Origin of the sequence: Candidatus Thiothrix phosphatis, assembly GCF_035668035.1 — a bacterium.
Lineage (GTDB): Bacteria > Pseudomonadota > Gammaproteobacteria > Thiotrichales > Thiotrichaceae > Thiothrix > Thiothrix phosphatis.
This window is the reverse complement of the sequence record NZ_JAYMYJ010000112.1, coordinates 100389-115925: the sequence shown is the minus strand read 5'-3', so window position 1 is coordinate 115925 and position 15537 is coordinate 100389. Positions and strand designations below refer to the sequence as shown.

The following is a 15537-nucleotide window of genomic DNA, read 5'->3' as shown; positions in this document are numbered from 1 at the left end:
TTTCCTACACAATGACCCTCGGCTCTGGCTCCAATGTCACACCAAACCTGTCTTGGACGGATGTGATGACGTCCTGGGCAAAACGCCAGATCTGCGCCCCACTCGCATTGCCGTGGTTGACCAGCACCAGCGCATGCTTTTCGTAAGCGCCAGCGTCGCCATCCCGCTTCCCTTTCCAACCGCATTGGTCAATCAGCCAACCCGCCGACACCTTCACCTGATCCTGCTGCGCCCAACCCGGAATTGCCGGAAACGCCGCCTTGAGCCCTTCCCATTGCGCCTGCGACACCAAAGGATTCTTGAAAAAGCTGCCCGCATTGCCGACCTGCGCCGGATCAGGCAACTTGCTTTGCCGCAACTTGATGATGGCGTCACTGATGGAGCGGGCATCCGGCGCATTGCCCCCCAAGTGTTCCTTCACGCCTGCATAGCCCACTTTCCATTCAGGCTTGCGTGGCAAGCGGAAAATCACGCTGACGATCAGCCAACGATCCGGCTCCACGGACTTGAAAAAGCTGTCGCGGTAACCGAACTGGCACGCATCCAAGGTGAAGTTGCGGATTTCCCCGCTGCGCCAATCCAGCGCCTGCAATTCGTGGAAACAGTCCTTCAACTCCACGCCATAAGCGCCAATGTTCTGCATCGGGGCGGCGCCTACCGTTCCTGGAATCAAGGACAAGTTTTCCAAGCCTGCAAGATTTTGCCCAATCGTCCAGCGAACAAATTCATGCCAGTTTTCGCCCGCCGCCGCCCGCACATAGCAAAAGTCGTCATCCTGGCCGAGGATTTCCCTGGCCTGCAACCGCACATGCACTAACAAGCCCGGAAAATCATTCACGAACAGCATATTGCTGCCGCCGCCCAAAAACATGACCGGAAGCCCGGCGTGCGCATCCGCCCACTGTATGATGCTGCGAATTCCACCTAACTTTTGCAGAGAACAGAAGTAACGGGTCCGGGCGTTCAGGCCAAAAGTATTCAACGCCTTGATATTGTAATTTTCACGAATTTGCATGTGGGTCACCTTACGCAAAAAGGCCGGAACAAAGTCCGGCCTTGCGCATATCCTAAACAGGAAAATGCTTATTGGGCTGCTGCGCCACCTGACATTTGTTGCAGGTACGCCACCAACACCTTGATCTCGGTATCAGACAGGTTACGTCCAGCCGGGCCAAAAACTGGCATCTGACGGTGAACGCCATTGCTGATGACAGACTCTACGGCTTCCAACTTGGCTTCAGGCGTTTGGGCGGCAGGCACATTGGCGATCGTCCAAATCTTGTCAGTCAGGTTGGCGGAGCCTTGAGCATGCATGCCCGTGCCTTCCTTGGTGTGGCAGTAATAGCAACCGCCGGTTTCACCTTGGAAAATTTTCTGGCCTTCCGCCGCCGCTGTCTTGTCTGCCGGTTCCCCGGACAAACTCAGCACGTAATTGGCGACGTCTTTCAACTGCGTTGCATCAAAGGTGGTCTTGAAGGCAGGCATATAGCCCAGGCGACCGCCACGGATAGTGGTTTCGATAGTCTTGGGGTCGCCGCCCCACAACCAGTCATCATCCACCAAGTTCGGATACTGGCCCACCACCCCTTGACCACCGGACTGGTGGCAAGCGGCGCAGCTATCGCCAAACTTGCCTACCCCGTAGGAACGGACAAATGCAGACATTTCAGGATCTTTTGCAATCTGTTCGTAAGAGGCAGCCCCAACTTTGTCCAGGTACTCCTGCTGCTTCATGGCCTCTTCACCTGTCTGCATTTCGTGGGCCAATAGCGCACGCATGTTCCAGTGGGTGCTTTTCTCTTCACCAGCATCAGTTTTATAGGTAATGCTGTTGCCGATACCTTTCAGGTAAGTTTTGCCAATTGGCCAAGAGGGGTACATCACCCAGTAAATCAGCGCGAAAATGATAGTGCCGTAGAACGTCCACAACCACCAACGCGGCAGCGGATTGTTGAATTCTTGCAGCGTGTCGTCCCATACGTGGCCGGTTGTTTCCGCCCCGGTCAGCGGATCTTTTACAGGAGTTGCCATAACTATTTCTCACCTTTAGCCTGGATGGCGGCCTCTGCCGCCTTCACCTTCCTGTCAGCATCGTCCTCATCCAGCAACGGAGTGTAGCGGTAGGATTCAAGCCTCTCGCCACGCTTCCGGTTTGCATACACGTAAAACAGAATGCCGATAAAAACGGAGAAGAAGATCAACAAGGCCACGGTTTGGCTATTGCCAATGTCCATGATCCATGTCTTGAAATCTGTCAGCACTTATATCTTCCCCTTCGCAGCAGAAAGCCGCCATCCAGTAGCAAATTAACGGAACTGGATGAAGTAGTCTTCATCAAACTTCTTGAAATCAACCATGGTGCCAAGCACTTGCAGGTAAGCCACCAATGCGTCCATTTCGGTCACACCGTTGGTGTTGCCGTCATAGTTGCCTTTATCAGCCTGTGCCAGCAAGTTGTCTTCAGCACGGTTAATATCCAGCGTTTTGGCGACATCCTCACCAAATTTCTTGACGTTGATGTCATACTCCGCCTTGGTCAGGGAGTAAGGGACGCCTACCCGCTTCAATGCGATCATCCGATCCTGAATATCTGAATAATCCAGTTCCGTTTCTTTCAACCAAGGGTAGTTAGGCATAATGGACTGCGGCACAACAGAGCGCGGGGCCGTCAAGTGCTGCACATGCCATTCGTTGGAATACTTGCCACCGACACGCGCCAGATCTGGGCCAGTACGCTTGGAACCCCACTGGAATGGGTGGTCGTACTTGGATTCAGCCGCCAGTGAGTAGTGACCGTAACGCAGGTCTTCATCACGGAATGGACGGATCATCTGTGAGTGGCAAGTGTAGCAGCCTTCCCGGATGTAGATGTCACGGCCACGTTGCTCCAGCGGGGTATAAGGGCGCACCAGATCCACGCCGGTGGCCGGATCTTTCACTTCCTCAACCGTCTCATTGATGTAGTGCAATGGCACGATTTCAACCAAGCCGCCGATGCTGATCGCCACCAGCGTCAGCACGATCAACATCGCGGAATTGGTTTCAATGCTTTCATGTTTGAACATAGCGTCTCAATCCTCTCTGATTACGCCTGAGCGGCTGCGGTGGCCGGAGCGGTGTCTTCCTGCTTGGCGCGCGCAATGGTCATGTAGATGTTATAAGCCATCAGCACCATACCGGATACGAAGAACAGCCCACCCAATGCGCGCGCCGCCAGTGGGCCGTGCATGAATGCAACCGTTTCAACGAAGGTGTAAGCCAAGTTGCCGTATTCGTCGAATGCGCGCAGCATCAGGCCTTGGCCGATACCGGACACCCACATCGCAGTGATGTACAGGATCGTGCCAATGGTCGCCAGGAAGAAGTGGGTGTAAACCAGTTTCAGGCTATACAGGGTGGTGTTCCACAGGCGCGGGATCATGTGGTACAGGGAAGCGATGGAGATCATGGCAACCCAACCCAAAGCGCCAGAGTGGACGTGGCCAACAGTCCAGTCAGTATAGTGGGACAGCGCGTTGACGCTCTTCAGGGACATCATCGGGCCTTCAAAAGTGGACATGCCGTAGAAAGACAGTGCAGTGATCATGAACATCATGATGGGGTCAGTACGCAATTTGTCCCATGCGCCAGACAGGGTCATGATGCCGTTGATCATACCACCCCAGGAAGGCATCAGCAGCAGGATGGAGAAAGTCGCAGCCAGCGTGGAAGTCCAGTCAGGGATCGCAGTCCAATGCAGGTGGTGAGTGCCTACCCACATGTACATGAAGCTCAACGCCCAGAAGTGGATAATGGACAAACGATAAGAGTAAACCGGACGGCCCGCCTGCTTAGGAACAAAGTAGTACATCATCCCCAGGAACGCAGCAGTCAGGAAGAAACCAACCGCGTTGTGGCCATACCACCATTGAGTCATCGCATCCTGCGCACCAGAGAACAAGCTGTAAGAAGTTGCAGAAGTCAGGCTAACGGGCACCGCCAAGTTATTGAAGATGTGCAGCAACGCAGTTGCCAAGATGAAAGACATGTAGAACCAGTTGGCGACATAGATATGCGGCTGGTTACGTTTGATCAGGGTGATAGTGAACAGCAGGAAATAAACAACCCACACAACCGCAATGGCGATGTCGACAAACCAGACGGGTTCGGCATATTCACGGCCTTGCGTATAACCAAACAGGTAGAGGACACCAGCAACCAGGACAGACAGGTTCCAGCCCCAGAACGTAAAGTTCGGCCAGAAAGAGCCACCCGCCAGACGGGCTTGACAAGTGCGCTGCACCACATAGTAGGAAGTGGCAAACAGTGCATTACCTCCGAAGCCGAAAATAACACCACTGGTGTGGAGCGGACGCAAACGCCCGAATGTAATCTGCGCAAGATCAAGGTTCAGCGCTGGCCAGGCCAGTTCTGACGCAATGTAAACCCCGGCGGTCATGCCGAGGATTGCCCAGACAATTGCAGCAATCGCGAATTTCTTCACGATTTCATAGTTGTATTGCTCCGAAGAGAGTGCAGCACTATGAGCCATCGTATGCCCTCTGGTTAACAAGATTTAAGAAAATAACAGCTTTAAAACGGCGCAAGCATACAGGAAAAACCCGGATAAGAAAATGTTAATATGGGAAACGAAACCGCTTCAGAATACGGTTTTTTGCGTAGAAGCATCCGTGTTGACCTATATCAAGAAAGCATCAGCACCCACACCACCAGCACATTGATAATTGCCAACAACACCGCTGCGGAACCCATATCCTTCGCCCGCCCTGACAGCTTATGCAACTCCAACCCTGTACGGTCGACCACCGCCTCCACTGCGGAATTCAGCAACTCAACAATCAACAGCAGCAAAAGGCTGCCGATCATCATCGATTTTTCCACCGCATTGTCCCCCAGCCACAAGGCCAACGGCACCGCAATGACCAACCCCCACACCTCCTGGCGGAAGGCCTCTTCATGCTTGTAAGCCGCCCGGAATCCCTGCCAGGAATATTGCCCCGCCTTGATGATGCGCTTCAAACCCTTGTTGCCGCTGTATGCCATCGTTACCTCCTGAAAATTTTTGCGCAGCATAGCGAATTCCAACCAACAAGGTCGACAAGGCATGCTTACCTTTTTCGCTTCCAGTTGGTCAGCGCCAACCCTGCGGCCGCCAGCGCAATTCCTGCCGCATGGTAAGGGTGCAGACGCTCCCCCAAAAACAGCACCGCCAGCAGGATGCCAAACACCGGCATCAGGTGGCTGAACTGGCCGGTGCGGCTGGCTCCAAGACGGTGGGTCGCGTGATTCCAGAACAGGTACGACAGCAAGGAAGGGAAAATCGCCACATACCCCACGCTCAATACGCTGACCTGGGAAAACGGCATGGCGCGGACAGTCAAACTTTCATGCACATACAGCGGCAAAATCGCCAGCGCACCCAGGGCCACAGTAAAACCCAGCACCGGCAAACCTTTCAAACCATCCGGCAACTTGCGCAACAAGATGGTGTAACACGCCCAATCCAGCGACGCCGTCAACACCCACAAATCGCCGGAGGTGAAACCCAGCCGTTGCAGCAAGCCTATGTCCGCATGGGTGATGATGATCAGCACACCCAACAACGACACCATCACCCCTGCCCACTGCCGGAAACTGCTGTGTTCGTGCAGGAACACCCCCGCCAGCACAATCGTGAACACCGGCGTCACCGATTGCAGCAGCACGCCATTGGTCACTGTCGTGGTTTGCAACCCGATGTAAACCAGGCTGTTGAAGCCCGCCACACCCAGCAACGCCAGCGCCAGCACCAGTTTCCAGTGCGACCGCGCCAGCGGCAGCGCCCGTTTCATCCCCGGCAAGGCGAACGGCAGCAGGATCAGCGCCGCCACCGCCCACCGCCAGAATGACAACCCCAACGGCGGCAAATCGGCATTCACCGCCCGCGCCAGATTAAAATTGCCTGCCCAGAACAGCACCGCCAGCACCAACAGCAAATAGGGCGAAAAGCGGTCAAGAAAGTTGGCTTGCATATTTCAGGCTCCACAGCGACGGGCAAGCAGACTATCATGCGGCGCAATTCCCGCACAGCCGAAGCCCCTCCATGCCGCAGCCATACCAAAGAATTTTCCTGCTCAGTCACATGCGTGCCTACACCAGCCTGCTGGGGCACATCCTCGGCTCGCACCCGGCCATCAATGGCTATTACGAAATGCAGATGGCTTACGCCTCGGAACAGGCGCTGACGCAGCAGGAGCAGTTCTACGCCCGGCAAGACAGCTTCAAGCCCGGCAGCCGTTACCTGTTCGACAAGCTGCTGCACAACAAGCATACGCTGAACCTGCAACTGCCAGGGCTGGAAAACGCCATTCTCATACTCGCCCTGCGGCAGCCGGAACAGACCCTCAAAAGCATCATCAACCTGTTCGCGCAAAAGGACACAGACCACCCCTATTCATACCCGGAGAAGGCCACCCGGTACTACCTTGAACGCCTGGAAAACCTAGCCACATTCAGCCAGCGCCACCCACAGCGTTACTACTATTTCGACGCAGAACTGATCCGTAGTGACACGGAAAGCACCCTGAAAAAACTGGAAAAATGGCTGCAACTGGACTCGCCGCTTACACCGCACTACCACCGTTTCAGCAAAACCGGCGTGGCGGGCGCAGGCGACACCTCTGCCGCCATCGGCAGCGGCACAATCATCAACCAGGAAACCCAATACCCCAACATCCAGTTGGAAACCGGCCCCCTACAGCAGGCAATACACAACTACTGGGAATGCCGCGCCCAATTAATGCGCAACGCCCTGGAGACTATGTGAACAATTGATCCCACGCATCACGTTCACTGCGGTAATGCAGCAGCGCATCCAAAATCTGCGCCTTACGCCCCACCCGGTGTGTTTCCGACTGAATCTGCCGCCACGCCAGCGACTGGTCACTGAAATTCCGCTCGATATTACGCAGAAACTGCGCAATCTGGCGCATGGCTGACGTTCCTCGCCACCAATGCTGTTCTTGGTTTACCCACTGCTCCAAGCCCTCAAGGCGCGCGTTCACAGCCTCATGCTTGGCCTGATACAAGCCCAACAGATCCGCTTCCACCTTCCCCGCCACCTGTTGCAGCAAGCCGACATCCGTCAACTGTTCCAGGGTGTGGGTTTTCAGGAATTCCACCACCGAAAACAACATCAGGTCGCCGAAAAACTGGCGCTCGAATTCATCAGAAATGTCGATGGCGGCGTCCTGTTGCTGCTCCACGCCAGGGCGGAAATCATCGCCTGTATCCTCCGTCGTGCGCCGGTGCAACATCGGCAGGTTGGCGGAGGCAAAACGCGCGCCGATTTCCGCCTGGATCAAGCGCCCGGCAGTCGGCCCGGACATGCGCAACCGCAAATGCCCGAACGGAATAATATATTTCAAGCCTTCGAAATTGACGATGTAATTGCCAGGATAAACCGTCCGCGCCGGAGCCAGCCCCATTGGCTTGCCGTCATCCTGATACGCCGTCTTGCGGGTCAGATGCTCACCGAAAAAGAACGCCTGCAAACGCCCGGCAAAGGTATCCAGGCACGCGGCATGATCATGATCACCCACTAACGGGCAACGGTAATCGAAATGCTCCTGCTTGTGCTCAAAGCCAAACATCCTCGCCATATCATGGTAAGCAGCATCGCCCGGTAACGGCGTATCACGGTGAAAGCTGCACGCCTCTTGCGGCGCATAATCCGCGATTTCGTGCAGGAAAGCGCTCACATCATCCAGAAAATTGGCCGCCATGACCGCTGGCGACACTGGCGGGTCACCAACCAGCTTGCCGGTCAACATCAAGGCATCGGTAGCCTGAAAAATCTGGCTGATAGAGTGAAAGTAATCAATTGCAGGCAGAAATAACTGGTCGCTATCCACCAGATAATACAGTGTGCGACCCCTGTCCTGAGTCAGCGCCAGCATTTTCAGGTAACTGAGATTGCGGTTGGCCGCCTGCCCCTTGCGGTAAAAGCGCTCTGCCGGTTGGGCCGTCAGCAGTCTGCCCAGGTGTCGCCGCTGTGCTTCCGGAATGCTGTGCAGCATCTGATACTGCTCCGGCAGGTCAACGTGCATGACATCCAGCCCCTTGCCGCGATATTCCGCCACCAACGCCTTGTGCTGCCCGATGCAATGCGGATCACGGCTATCCTCAGCCACCACGATAGTTATTCCACCGCCATAACCATGCAACGCAAGCTGCTGGTGGATGCTTTCCAGACAGCGGCGCAAATGTGGCGGGCGATCCGCCACCGGGATACTCACAATGAAACGGTAAAAATCTGCAAGGTCTGGCATGGGCAACCTTTAACGGCGGGAGGAATAATTCGGGTAAGCTTCGCGGTCGACCATCAATTCAATCAGGTTGATGCTGCGGTGAAAATCGGCCTGTCCGAACACCTGCCTGCATTCAGCCTCGCTCCCAATCCGGAAATGCTTGATGCCAAACGATTGTGCCAGCAATGCATAATCCGGGTTCTGAAAATCGCAATCGAGGAAGCGTTGTTCATACTGCTGATGCTGGTTCTTGCGGATCAGCCCCAAGGTCTGGTTGTTGAACAGCACGATATTCAGCGGAATCTGGTAATTGACGGCGGTCATGATCTCCATGCAACACATCTGGAAACCACCGTCGCCGAGAATGGCGAAAACCGGCTTGTCGAGCACAAATTTCGCACCAATCGCCGCCGGAATCGCATGCCCCAGCGAGGAAACCCCAGTATTGGGCACGAACAGGTCACCCTCTTTCACCCGGTAAAAATTCTGCGCGAAAATGATATTGTCATCGACCAGCACAATGCCTTCCTCGAAACGCTGCTCCAGCAACGCAAACAGGCTTTTCACCAGATCGAATTTCTCGTTGAAAATGACCTGCCCACTGCTGGCGGCCTGTTGGTCAATCTGCTGCTTGAAAGCCGCCAAGTTGGGGGCAAGTTTTTTTTCAATTCCCTGTGGCACACAACAGACATTGATCGCCTGCAAAAAATCCCCCAGATCGGACTGGATCGCCAGATCAGCCTTCACCACCTTTTCCAGTTGCGCCACATCGCGGTCAACCTGGATGATTTTGCGTCCATGCACCAGATCTTCCTTCCACACGTAGCTGGTGCGCTCATTGAAGCCAGCGCCAAGCAGGATGATCAGATCCGCTTCCCGCATGAAATAATGCATGGCATGGCCACCGGAGGTCACCCCTAGCGTCCCCAGCGCCAACCCGGAACGTTCATCAATCGCCCCCTTGCCTTTCAGGCTGGTCGCAACCGGGATATTCAGATGTTCGCTGAACTTGCGCAACTCAGCGCGGGCCTTGGCGGAATGCAGGCAACCATACCCCGCCAGCACCACCGGACGGCGCGCCTGCCGGATCATTTCCGCGCACTGCTCCAGCAACGGTGGGGCAATCTGCAACTTGGGAGGCGCTTTCAACGTAGGCAGTTTGTCTAGAATGGCGGCGTCCACCCACTCCTTCTGCACATTCACCGGAATGCTCAACACCACCGGCCCCGGCGTATCCGACGCCAGTTGGCGCGCCGCCTGGTTCAATACATTGGCAATGTAATCGGTGCGTTCAATCAGCTTGTGGTAGCGGGTCACGCCGGAAAACAGCGCCGTCTGGTCGATGCTGCCGCCCTCCCCCGAGCTTTCCTGCAAACCACCACGCCCGAAAATATGGGTCGGCGCTTCGCCGGTAACCACAATCATCGGCAGTTTGTCGGCATAGGCATTGGCGATGCCGGTAATCAGGTTGCTCGCCCCTGGCCCTGCGGTCGTAATGCAGGCACCGATGCGCCCGCTGACACGGGCATAGCCGCCCGCCATAAACGCCGCCCCCTGTTCATGCTTGACCAGTACAGTCCTAATGCCCGAGGCATACAGGCCATCATACACCGGCAGGATATGTGCGCCGGGCATGCCGAAAATAGTGTCGACGCCGAGCCGGTGCAGGAATTTGACGATGAGTTCACTAACCTGGATTTTCATACGCGGTGCGGGAGGCCGTATCATTCTGACTGGAAACCCCCGCAGGATAGCTTTCCCAGGAAATGAATGGAACCCTGAACCACCAGATTGCGCCCCCTCCAAGAAAGACCCAGTCAATTAGTATGGTTTATTGCGGTCAAAATGATCCCCAATAGAATCATTGTCTGGAGGTCTAACCGCCAAAATCAAAAACTATAAGGAGCAAGGTTATGTTTCACAAAGTAAAGCTATTGCCTGTTGAATACAAAATCATTGGGGTCATGTTGTTAACGACATTCATCAATATGTTGGTCACGCTGAATTGAAACAAAACGGCGTCCCAGCCCATCTTCACGGCCAGGTGACCCGTCAGTTATCTGCCCGGGTCAATCTATCAATATCTGTTTATGGGATATATTTATCGAAATATATCGTTTTTTTCGCTTTTAATAATCGCTGATACTGCGCCAATACATTCTGAAGGAGCAGCATCATGCTATTAAGTCCGCAACAATTCCAGCAGGTTTCCGGGGCGGTGCGCAGCCTGACGCCTGCGCAGCTGGCTTGGGTAAGCGGGTATATCTCCGGCTTATCCCAACAGTTCGACGCAACGCCCGCCGCTTTCCCAGCCGCTGACGTTGGCGGCCTCAAAACCACCATTTTGTACGGCAGCCAGACCGGCAACAGCAAAAAGGTGGCGGAACAACTGCTGGCGCATTTGCAGGCGCAAGGCTCCGTAGCGGTGTTGGCCAATATGAAGGACTACCGCCCGCAGCAGTTGAAAAAGGAACAACGCATCGTCGCCGTGATCAGCACACATGGCAACGGCGAACCGCCGGATGACGCGCGCGCCTTTTTCGCCTTCCTGCAAAGCGACCGCGCACCCCGGCTGGAAGCGCTGGAATTCGCCGTGCTGGCGCTGGGCGACTCCAGCTATGAGGAATTCTGCCAAACTGGACTGGCGTTGGATCAGCGGCTGGAAGCATTGGGAGCCAAACGCCTGTTGGATCGGGTCGATTGCGATGTCGATTTCGCCGCAACCGCCAAAACATGGCAGCAGCAAGTAGCTGAAAAAACACCAAAAACACAGGATAACGGCGCAATCCGCTTCCAACCCTCCCCGCTGGCGGAACAGATTGCCTCAGCGGCTGAATACACCGCCGCCCGCCCGTTCCGCGCCGAGTTGCTCAACAGCATCGTCCTGACCGACACCGGCTCGGACAAGGATGTGCTGCACCTGGAACTGTCACTGGAAGGTTCCGGCATCCGTTACCAGCCGGGCGACATCCTGGCGGTGGCGTTCGACAATGATACGGCGCTGGTGGATGAAATCCTGCAACTGGGCAGGCTGCAAGGCAAGGAACGGGTGCAGGTGAATGGCGCGGAAACCAGCTTGTACAGCGCCTTGCGCTATCAACGCGAACTGACCAGCGTCACCCGCCGCCAGCTCAAAGCCTACGCGGAACTGATCGCCCACCCAGAACTGCAAGCGGCAGCGGAAGACAAAAACGCCCTGCGCGACTGGCTGTACGCCGCCGACTGGGTGGATGTGCTGAACGAATTTTCCGGCAAACTCTCCGCCCAACAACTGGTGGATGTGCTGCGCCCCTTGCAGCCGCGCCAATACTCCATCGCCTCCAGCCCTAGCGCACACCCTGACGAAGTGCATTTGCTGGTCAAACGGGTGGAATACGCCTTCCAGGGGCGCAGACACCTGGGGACGGCCTCCAACTGGCTGGCGCGCCTACAGGCTGGGGAACTGGCATCCGTGCACCTCAAGCCCAACCCGAATTTCAAACTGCCGCAAGACCCGCAGGCCAACATCATCATGATCGGCGCGGGGACTGGGGTGGCGCCATTCCGCAGCTTCCTGTTCGAACGTGAGGCGCAGGGCGTGCAAGGCGGCAGTTGGCTGTTCTTTGGCGAGCAGCATTTCCGCACCGACTTCCTGTACCAGACTGAATGGCGGCAATTGCTGGAAAACGGCGCACTGGAGCACATGAGTGTGGCGTTTTCCCGCGACCAAGTGGAAAAAATCTACGTGCAGCACCGCCTGCTGGAAAATGGTGCGGAAGTTTGGCGGTGGCTGCAAGCAGGTGCCTACCTCTACGTCTGCGGCGATATGAACCGGATGGCGCAGGACGTGCAGCAGGCGCTGCTGACGATCGCCTCCACCCATGGCGGCAAATCTGCGGATGAAGCAGCGGAATGGCTGGAGCAATTGACCGCAGACCGCCGCTATCAACGGGACGTTTATTAAGGCCACCCTTCCAACATTATCAATAAGGTTAGAAAAAACATGATTTTTAGCAATACACCGCTGCAAACACTGCATGCCGAATTCGCCGACTTGACGCTGGATGAAGCCCTGATTGCACTGCGCCAGCGTTTCGATGGGCGTATCGCCTTTTCCACCAGCCTGGGGCTGGAAGACCAGGTGATTACCGACGCCATCTTCCGCAATGATCTGGATATCGACGTTTTCACGCTGGATACCGGGCGCAATTTCACTGAAACCTACGACGTGCTGGACGCCACCCGCAAGAAATACGGCAAGCCGATCAAGGCGTTTTACCCGCAAACCGCAGCGGTCGAACGTTACGTCACCATCAAAGGCATCAATGCGATTTACGAATCGGTCGAGAACCGCAAGGAATGCTGCTACATCCGCAAGATCGAGCCGCTCAATCGCGCCTTGCAAGGGGCCCAAGTGTGGATCACCGGACTACGGGCAGCGCAATCCTCCTACCGCGCCGACATGGGCCTGTTTGAACGTGATGAGCAACGTGGTTTGTTGAAATTCAATCCGCTGTTGCATGCCATTACCAGTGACTTGTGGACTTACATCCGCAAGTACGACATCCCCTACAACAAGCTGCACAGCGAGTTTTACCCCAGCATCGGCTGCGCGCCCTGCACCCGCGCCGTGGCGGTGGGCGAAGACGAACGCGCAGGCCGCTGGTGGTGGGAATCCCACAATCAGGAATGCGGTTTGCACGACGGCACCCGTGCGCCCGTGAGGAAGGCAGCGTAATGACAACGCGCATCGAACCCAAGCCGCTCAACCAGCTTGCGCCAAATGGTTCTGCTGTCGAGCACATCAAGGACAGCAGCAATTACCTGCGCGGCAATCTGGTGGAAGATTTCCAGAACCCGATCACTGCCTCGATCAGTGAAGACAATGTGCAACTGGTGAAATTCCACGGCTCCTACATGCAGGATGACCGCGATGTGCGCCTGCACCGCCAAGACAAGAAGCTGGAACCGGCGTATTCCTTCATGATCCGCCTGCGTGTGCCCGGCGGCGATTTGACGGCGGAGCAGTGGGTTAAGCTGGATGACATCAGCAACCGCTACGGCAATGGCACCTCGCGGATCACTACCCGGCAGGCCTTGCAGTTTCACGGCATTATCAAGTTTGATATGAAAGCGACCATCCAGGCGATGGACGCCGCGCTGCTGGACAGTATTGCCGGTTGTGGCGATGTGAACCGCAATGTCATGTGTACGCCTGACCCCACACTGTCGAAGCTGCATGCCGATGTCTTTCCGTGGGCGCAGAAAATCAGCGATCATTTGCTGCCGCAATCGCGTGCCTACCACGAAATCTGGCTGGATGAGGAACAGGGCAAAACGCTGGTCGCCGGTGGCGAAACGGATGAAGTCGAGCCGCTGTACGGCAAGCATTACCTGCCGCGCAAATTCAAGGTGGCGATTGCGATTCCGCCGTTCAACGATATGGATGTGTACGCCAATGACATCGGCCTGATTGCGATTGAGGAAAACGGCAAACTGGCCGGTTTCAATGTCGCGGTCGGCGGTGGCCTGGGGATGACGTTTGGGCGCGATGATACTTATCCGCGCTTGGCATCAACCATCGGTTTTTGTACGCCAGAACAGGTGCTGGATGTGTGTTTCCACATCGTTGCCATCCAACGCGATTACGGTAACCGGCAGGATCGCAAGCTGTCGCGCTTCAAGTACACCCTCGACCGCTTTGGGCTGGACTGGTTCAGGCAGGAACTGAATACCCGCCTGGGCTTTGAGCTGGGCAAGATTCGCCCGTTCGAGTTTGCCACCACTGGTGACCGTTTCGGCTGGCGTTCCAGCACCGATGGCTTGTGGCATCTGGGTTTGCGGCTGGAATACGGGCGCGTGCTGGACAATGAAACCCACGGCCTGAAATCAGCCTTGCGGGAAATCGCCACCCAGCGCCTGAGCGGTTTCCGCATGACCGGCAACCAGAACCTGATCCTGACCGGGGTGCGCGAAGAAAATATCGAGGCGGTGGAAGGCATTCTGCGCGCTTACGGCTATGAACCGGACGCCAGCCATTTGTCCGGCTTGCGGCGTAATTCCATTGCCTGCGTGGCGCTCAACACCTGCCCACAGGCGATGGCGGAAGCAGAACGCTACCTGCCCGACCTGATTGGCAAGCTGGAAGTGTCGCTGGAGAAACACGGCTTGCGTGATGACGAAATCAAGATTCGCATGACCGGCTGCCCGAATGGTTGCGGGCGTTCGGTGCTGGGTGAAATCGGCCTGATCGGCAAATCGCCGGGGCGTTACAACCTGTACCTGGGGGCAAGCTTCAACGGCGACCGGCTGAACCGGCTATACCGCGAAAACCTGGATGAAGCCGCCATCCTGGGCACGCTGGATGAGCTGTTTACGGCTTATGCTGCCCAGCGGCGCGATGCTGAACCGTTTGGCGATTTTGTCATCCGCAAGGCTTACGTGTGACCCACCACATTCCCCGCCGGGCCTCATCCCTCCGCCTGTTCAGGCAGGCCCGGCGCAGGGCTTCCATCGGCTGATTCCCCTGCTTTCCGTCAGGCTTTTTTAGGCCTGCCCACCTATCGCAGGTTTACCTGATCCCGAATCTTGTGTATTTGTATACGGTGTAAACTAAAATTCGACCAAATCATTCCAACAATCCAGCTTTACACAACAAACGAATACCCAAAAATTGACTTGCAGAGGAGGAATCAGCACATGAATGGAGCCATAGCCATGGATTGCCTGTTCGCCAAAACAGCCAAAGGCTATACCGAAGTTGACACCAAGGCCGATGGCCTGCCGCTGGTGTTGCGCCGCCTGCTCATTTTCGTCAACGGCAAACGTGACCTCAAGGAACTGGCGACCCTGCCCAGGGTTGATGACTTGCACAAGGCCTTGTTGGAATTGGAGCAAGGCGGTTATATCACACGGGTTCCGCTGGACGCGCCACCACCGGCAACTTTCGCCGAAGCCGCCGCAACGCCCGCCCCGGCAGCCCCGCCACCCGCCGACGGTTTCCGCCCCTTGCCGATGGCCGACAACCCATTGCACATCCAGCAGGCGCGCAATTTCATGGTCAATACCCTGACAGCTTTCGTTGGCTCCTTTGTCGTCACCGCCCTGGTCGGCAGGCTCAATAACGCCCGCTCCCATGCTGAGTTCCGCGCCTTGTTCCCAGAATGGGTGGCCGCCATCCAGGGTAGCCGTGAAGGGCGGCGTGAACTGGACAAGCTCAAGACCGAGCTGCTAAAAATCATCTAATCTTTTTTCAAGATATTAAAATCTG

14 protein-coding genes are annotated in these 15537 nt (G+C 56.0%); 5 read left to right on the top strand and 9 right to left on the bottom strand.

Annotated elements, in window-relative coordinates; genetic code table 11:
• Window positions 1-4 precede the first annotated feature (4 nt).
• From murB to VSS37_RS12160, 7 genes are all read right to left on the bottom strand, one after another.
• Window positions 5-1015, bottom strand: a complete 1011-nt coding sequence (gene murB / locus VSS37_RS12190; RefSeq protein WP_324695603.1) for a UDP-N-acetylmuramate dehydrogenase — start codon at window positions 1013-1015, stop codon at window positions 5-7.
• A 68-nt stretch (window positions 1016-1083) separates the two neighbouring features.
• Entirely contained in the window at window positions 1084-2031 is a 948-nt protein-coding gene (gene ccoP, locus VSS37_RS12185; RefSeq protein ID WP_324695601.1) for a cytochrome-c oxidase, cbb3-type subunit III, read from the bottom strand.
• Between the two features lie 2 nt (window positions 2032-2033).
• Window positions 2034-2261, bottom strand: coding sequence for a cbb3-type cytochrome c oxidase subunit 3 (locus VSS37_RS12180; protein ID WP_324695599.1), 228 nt, complete (start codon window positions 2259-2261; stop codon window positions 2034-2036).
• A gap of 45 nt (window positions 2262-2306) precedes the next feature.
• Entirely contained in the window at window positions 2307-3065 is a 759-nt protein-coding gene (gene ccoO / locus VSS37_RS12175; protein WP_324695597.1) for a cytochrome-c oxidase, cbb3-type subunit II, read from the bottom strand.
• A 20-nt stretch (window positions 3066-3085) separates the two neighbouring features.
• On the bottom strand, window positions 3086-4531 hold the full coding sequence (ccoN, locus tag VSS37_RS12170; RefSeq protein ID WP_324695595.1) for a cytochrome-c oxidase, cbb3-type subunit I: 1446 nt from the start codon (window positions 4529-4531) through the stop codon (window positions 3086-3088).
• A 152-nt stretch (window positions 4532-4683) separates the two neighbouring features.
• Window positions 4684-5043 carry a diacylglycerol kinase gene (locus tag VSS37_RS12165; protein WP_324695594.1) on the bottom strand — a complete coding sequence of 120 codons (360 nt, stop codon included), beginning with the start codon at window positions 5041-5043 and terminating at the stop codon, window positions 4684-4686.
• A gap of 65 nt (window positions 5044-5108) precedes the next feature.
• A complete protein-coding gene (locus VSS37_RS12160) occupies window positions 5109-6011 on the bottom strand; it encodes a DMT family transporter (protein WP_324695593.1) in 903 nt (300 codons plus the stop codon).
• 71 nt (window positions 6012-6082) lie between these two features.
• Between VSS37_RS12160 and VSS37_RS12155 the strand changes: the two genes are divergently transcribed.
• Window positions 6083-6805, top strand: a complete 723-nt coding sequence (locus VSS37_RS12155; RefSeq protein ID WP_324695592.1) for a sulfotransferase family protein — start codon at window positions 6083-6085, stop codon at window positions 6803-6805.
• On the opposite strand, the gene VSS37_RS12150 is transcribed toward VSS37_RS12155, so the two are convergent.
• Together VSS37_RS12150 and VSS37_RS12145 are read right to left on the bottom strand one after the other, a co-directional pair.
• A complete protein-coding gene (locus tag VSS37_RS12150; protein ID WP_324695591.1) occupies window positions 6798-8309 on the bottom strand; it encodes a hypothetical protein in 1512 nt (503 codons plus the stop codon). The genes VSS37_RS12155 and VSS37_RS12150 overlap by 8 nt on opposite strands.
• Before the next feature lie 9 nt (window positions 8310-8318).
• Window positions 8319-9992, bottom strand: coding sequence for a thiamine pyrophosphate-binding protein (locus VSS37_RS12145; protein ID WP_324695590.1), 1674 nt, complete (start codon window positions 9990-9992; stop codon window positions 8319-8321).
• Window positions 9993-10464: 472 nt separating this feature from the next.
• Between VSS37_RS12145 and VSS37_RS12140 the strand changes: the two genes are divergently transcribed.
• The 4 genes from VSS37_RS12140 to VSS37_RS12125 all read left to right on the top strand — a co-directional run bounded on the left by VSS37_RS12140 (window position 10465) and on the right by VSS37_RS12125 (window position 15512).
• Window positions 10465-12231: an assimilatory sulfite reductase (NADPH) flavoprotein subunit gene (locus VSS37_RS12140; RefSeq protein WP_324695589.1), complete on the top strand. Its 1767-nt coding sequence runs from the start codon at window positions 10465-10467 to the stop codon at window positions 12229-12231.
• 39 nt (window positions 12232-12270) lie between these two features.
• Window positions 12271-13005 carry a phosphoadenylyl-sulfate reductase gene (locus VSS37_RS12135; RefSeq protein WP_324695588.1) on the top strand — a complete coding sequence of 245 codons (735 nt, stop codon included), beginning with the start codon at window positions 12271-12273 and terminating at the stop codon, window positions 13003-13005.
• Complete coding sequence (gene cysI / locus VSS37_RS12130) at window positions 13005-14714, top strand: assimilatory sulfite reductase (NADPH) hemoprotein subunit (RefSeq protein WP_324695586.1); 1710 nt, start codon at window positions 13005-13007, stop codon at window positions 14712-14714. Before VSS37_RS12135 ends, cysI begins: the two co-directional genes overlap by 1 nt.
• Before the next feature lie 252 nt (window positions 14715-14966).
• Complete coding sequence (locus VSS37_RS12125; RefSeq protein WP_324695583.1) at window positions 14967-15512, top strand: hypothetical protein; 546 nt, start codon at window positions 14967-14969, stop codon at window positions 15510-15512.
• Window positions 15513-15537 lie beyond the last annotated feature (25 nt).

Bases quoted from the DNA above. Each gene is read 5' to 3' on its own strand.
- murB (WP_324695603.1), bottom strand. From the start codon at position 1,015: ATGCAAATTCGTGAAAATTACAATATCAAGGCGTTGAATACTTTTGGC.
- ccoP (WP_324695601.1), bottom strand. From the start codon at position 2,031: ATGGCAACTCCTGTAAAAGATCCGCTGACCGGGGCGGAAACAACCGGC.
- ccoO (WP_324695597.1), bottom strand. From the start codon at position 3,065: ATGTTCAAACATGAAAGCATTGAAACCAATTCCGCGATGTTGATCGTG.
- ccoN (WP_324695595.1), bottom strand. From the start codon at position 4,531: ATGGCTCATAGTGCTGCACTCTCTTCGGAGCAATACAACTATGAAATC.
- VSS37_RS12165 (WP_324695594.1), bottom strand. From the start codon at position 5,043: ATGGCATACAGCGGCAACAAGGGTTTGAAGCGCATCATCAAGGCGGGG.
- VSS37_RS12160 (WP_324695593.1), bottom strand. From the start codon at position 6,011: ATGCAAGCCAACTTTCTTGACCGCTTTTCGCCCTATTTGCTGTTGGTG.
- VSS37_RS12155 (WP_324695592.1), top strand. From the start codon at position 6,083: ATGCCGCAGCCATACCAAAGAATTTTCCTGCTCAGTCACATGCGTGCC.
- VSS37_RS12150 (WP_324695591.1), bottom strand. From the start codon at position 8,309: ATGCCAGACCTTGCAGATTTTTACCGTTTCATTGTGAGTATCCCGGTG.
- VSS37_RS12145 (WP_324695590.1), bottom strand. From the start codon at position 9,992: ATGAAAATCCAGGTTAGTGAACTCATCGTCAAATTCCTGCACCGGCTC.
- VSS37_RS12140 (WP_324695589.1), top strand. From the start codon at position 10,465: ATGCTATTAAGTCCGCAACAATTCCAGCAGGTTTCCGGGGCGGTGCGC.
- VSS37_RS12135 (WP_324695588.1), top strand. From the start codon at position 12,271: ATGATTTTTAGCAATACACCGCTGCAAACACTGCATGCCGAATTCGCC.
- cysI (WP_324695586.1), top strand. From the start codon at position 13,005: ATGACAACGCGCATCGAACCCAAGCCGCTCAACCAGCTTGCGCCAAAT.
- VSS37_RS12125 (WP_324695583.1), top strand. From the start codon at position 14,967: ATGAATGGAGCCATAGCCATGGATTGCCTGTTCGCCAAAACAGCCAAA.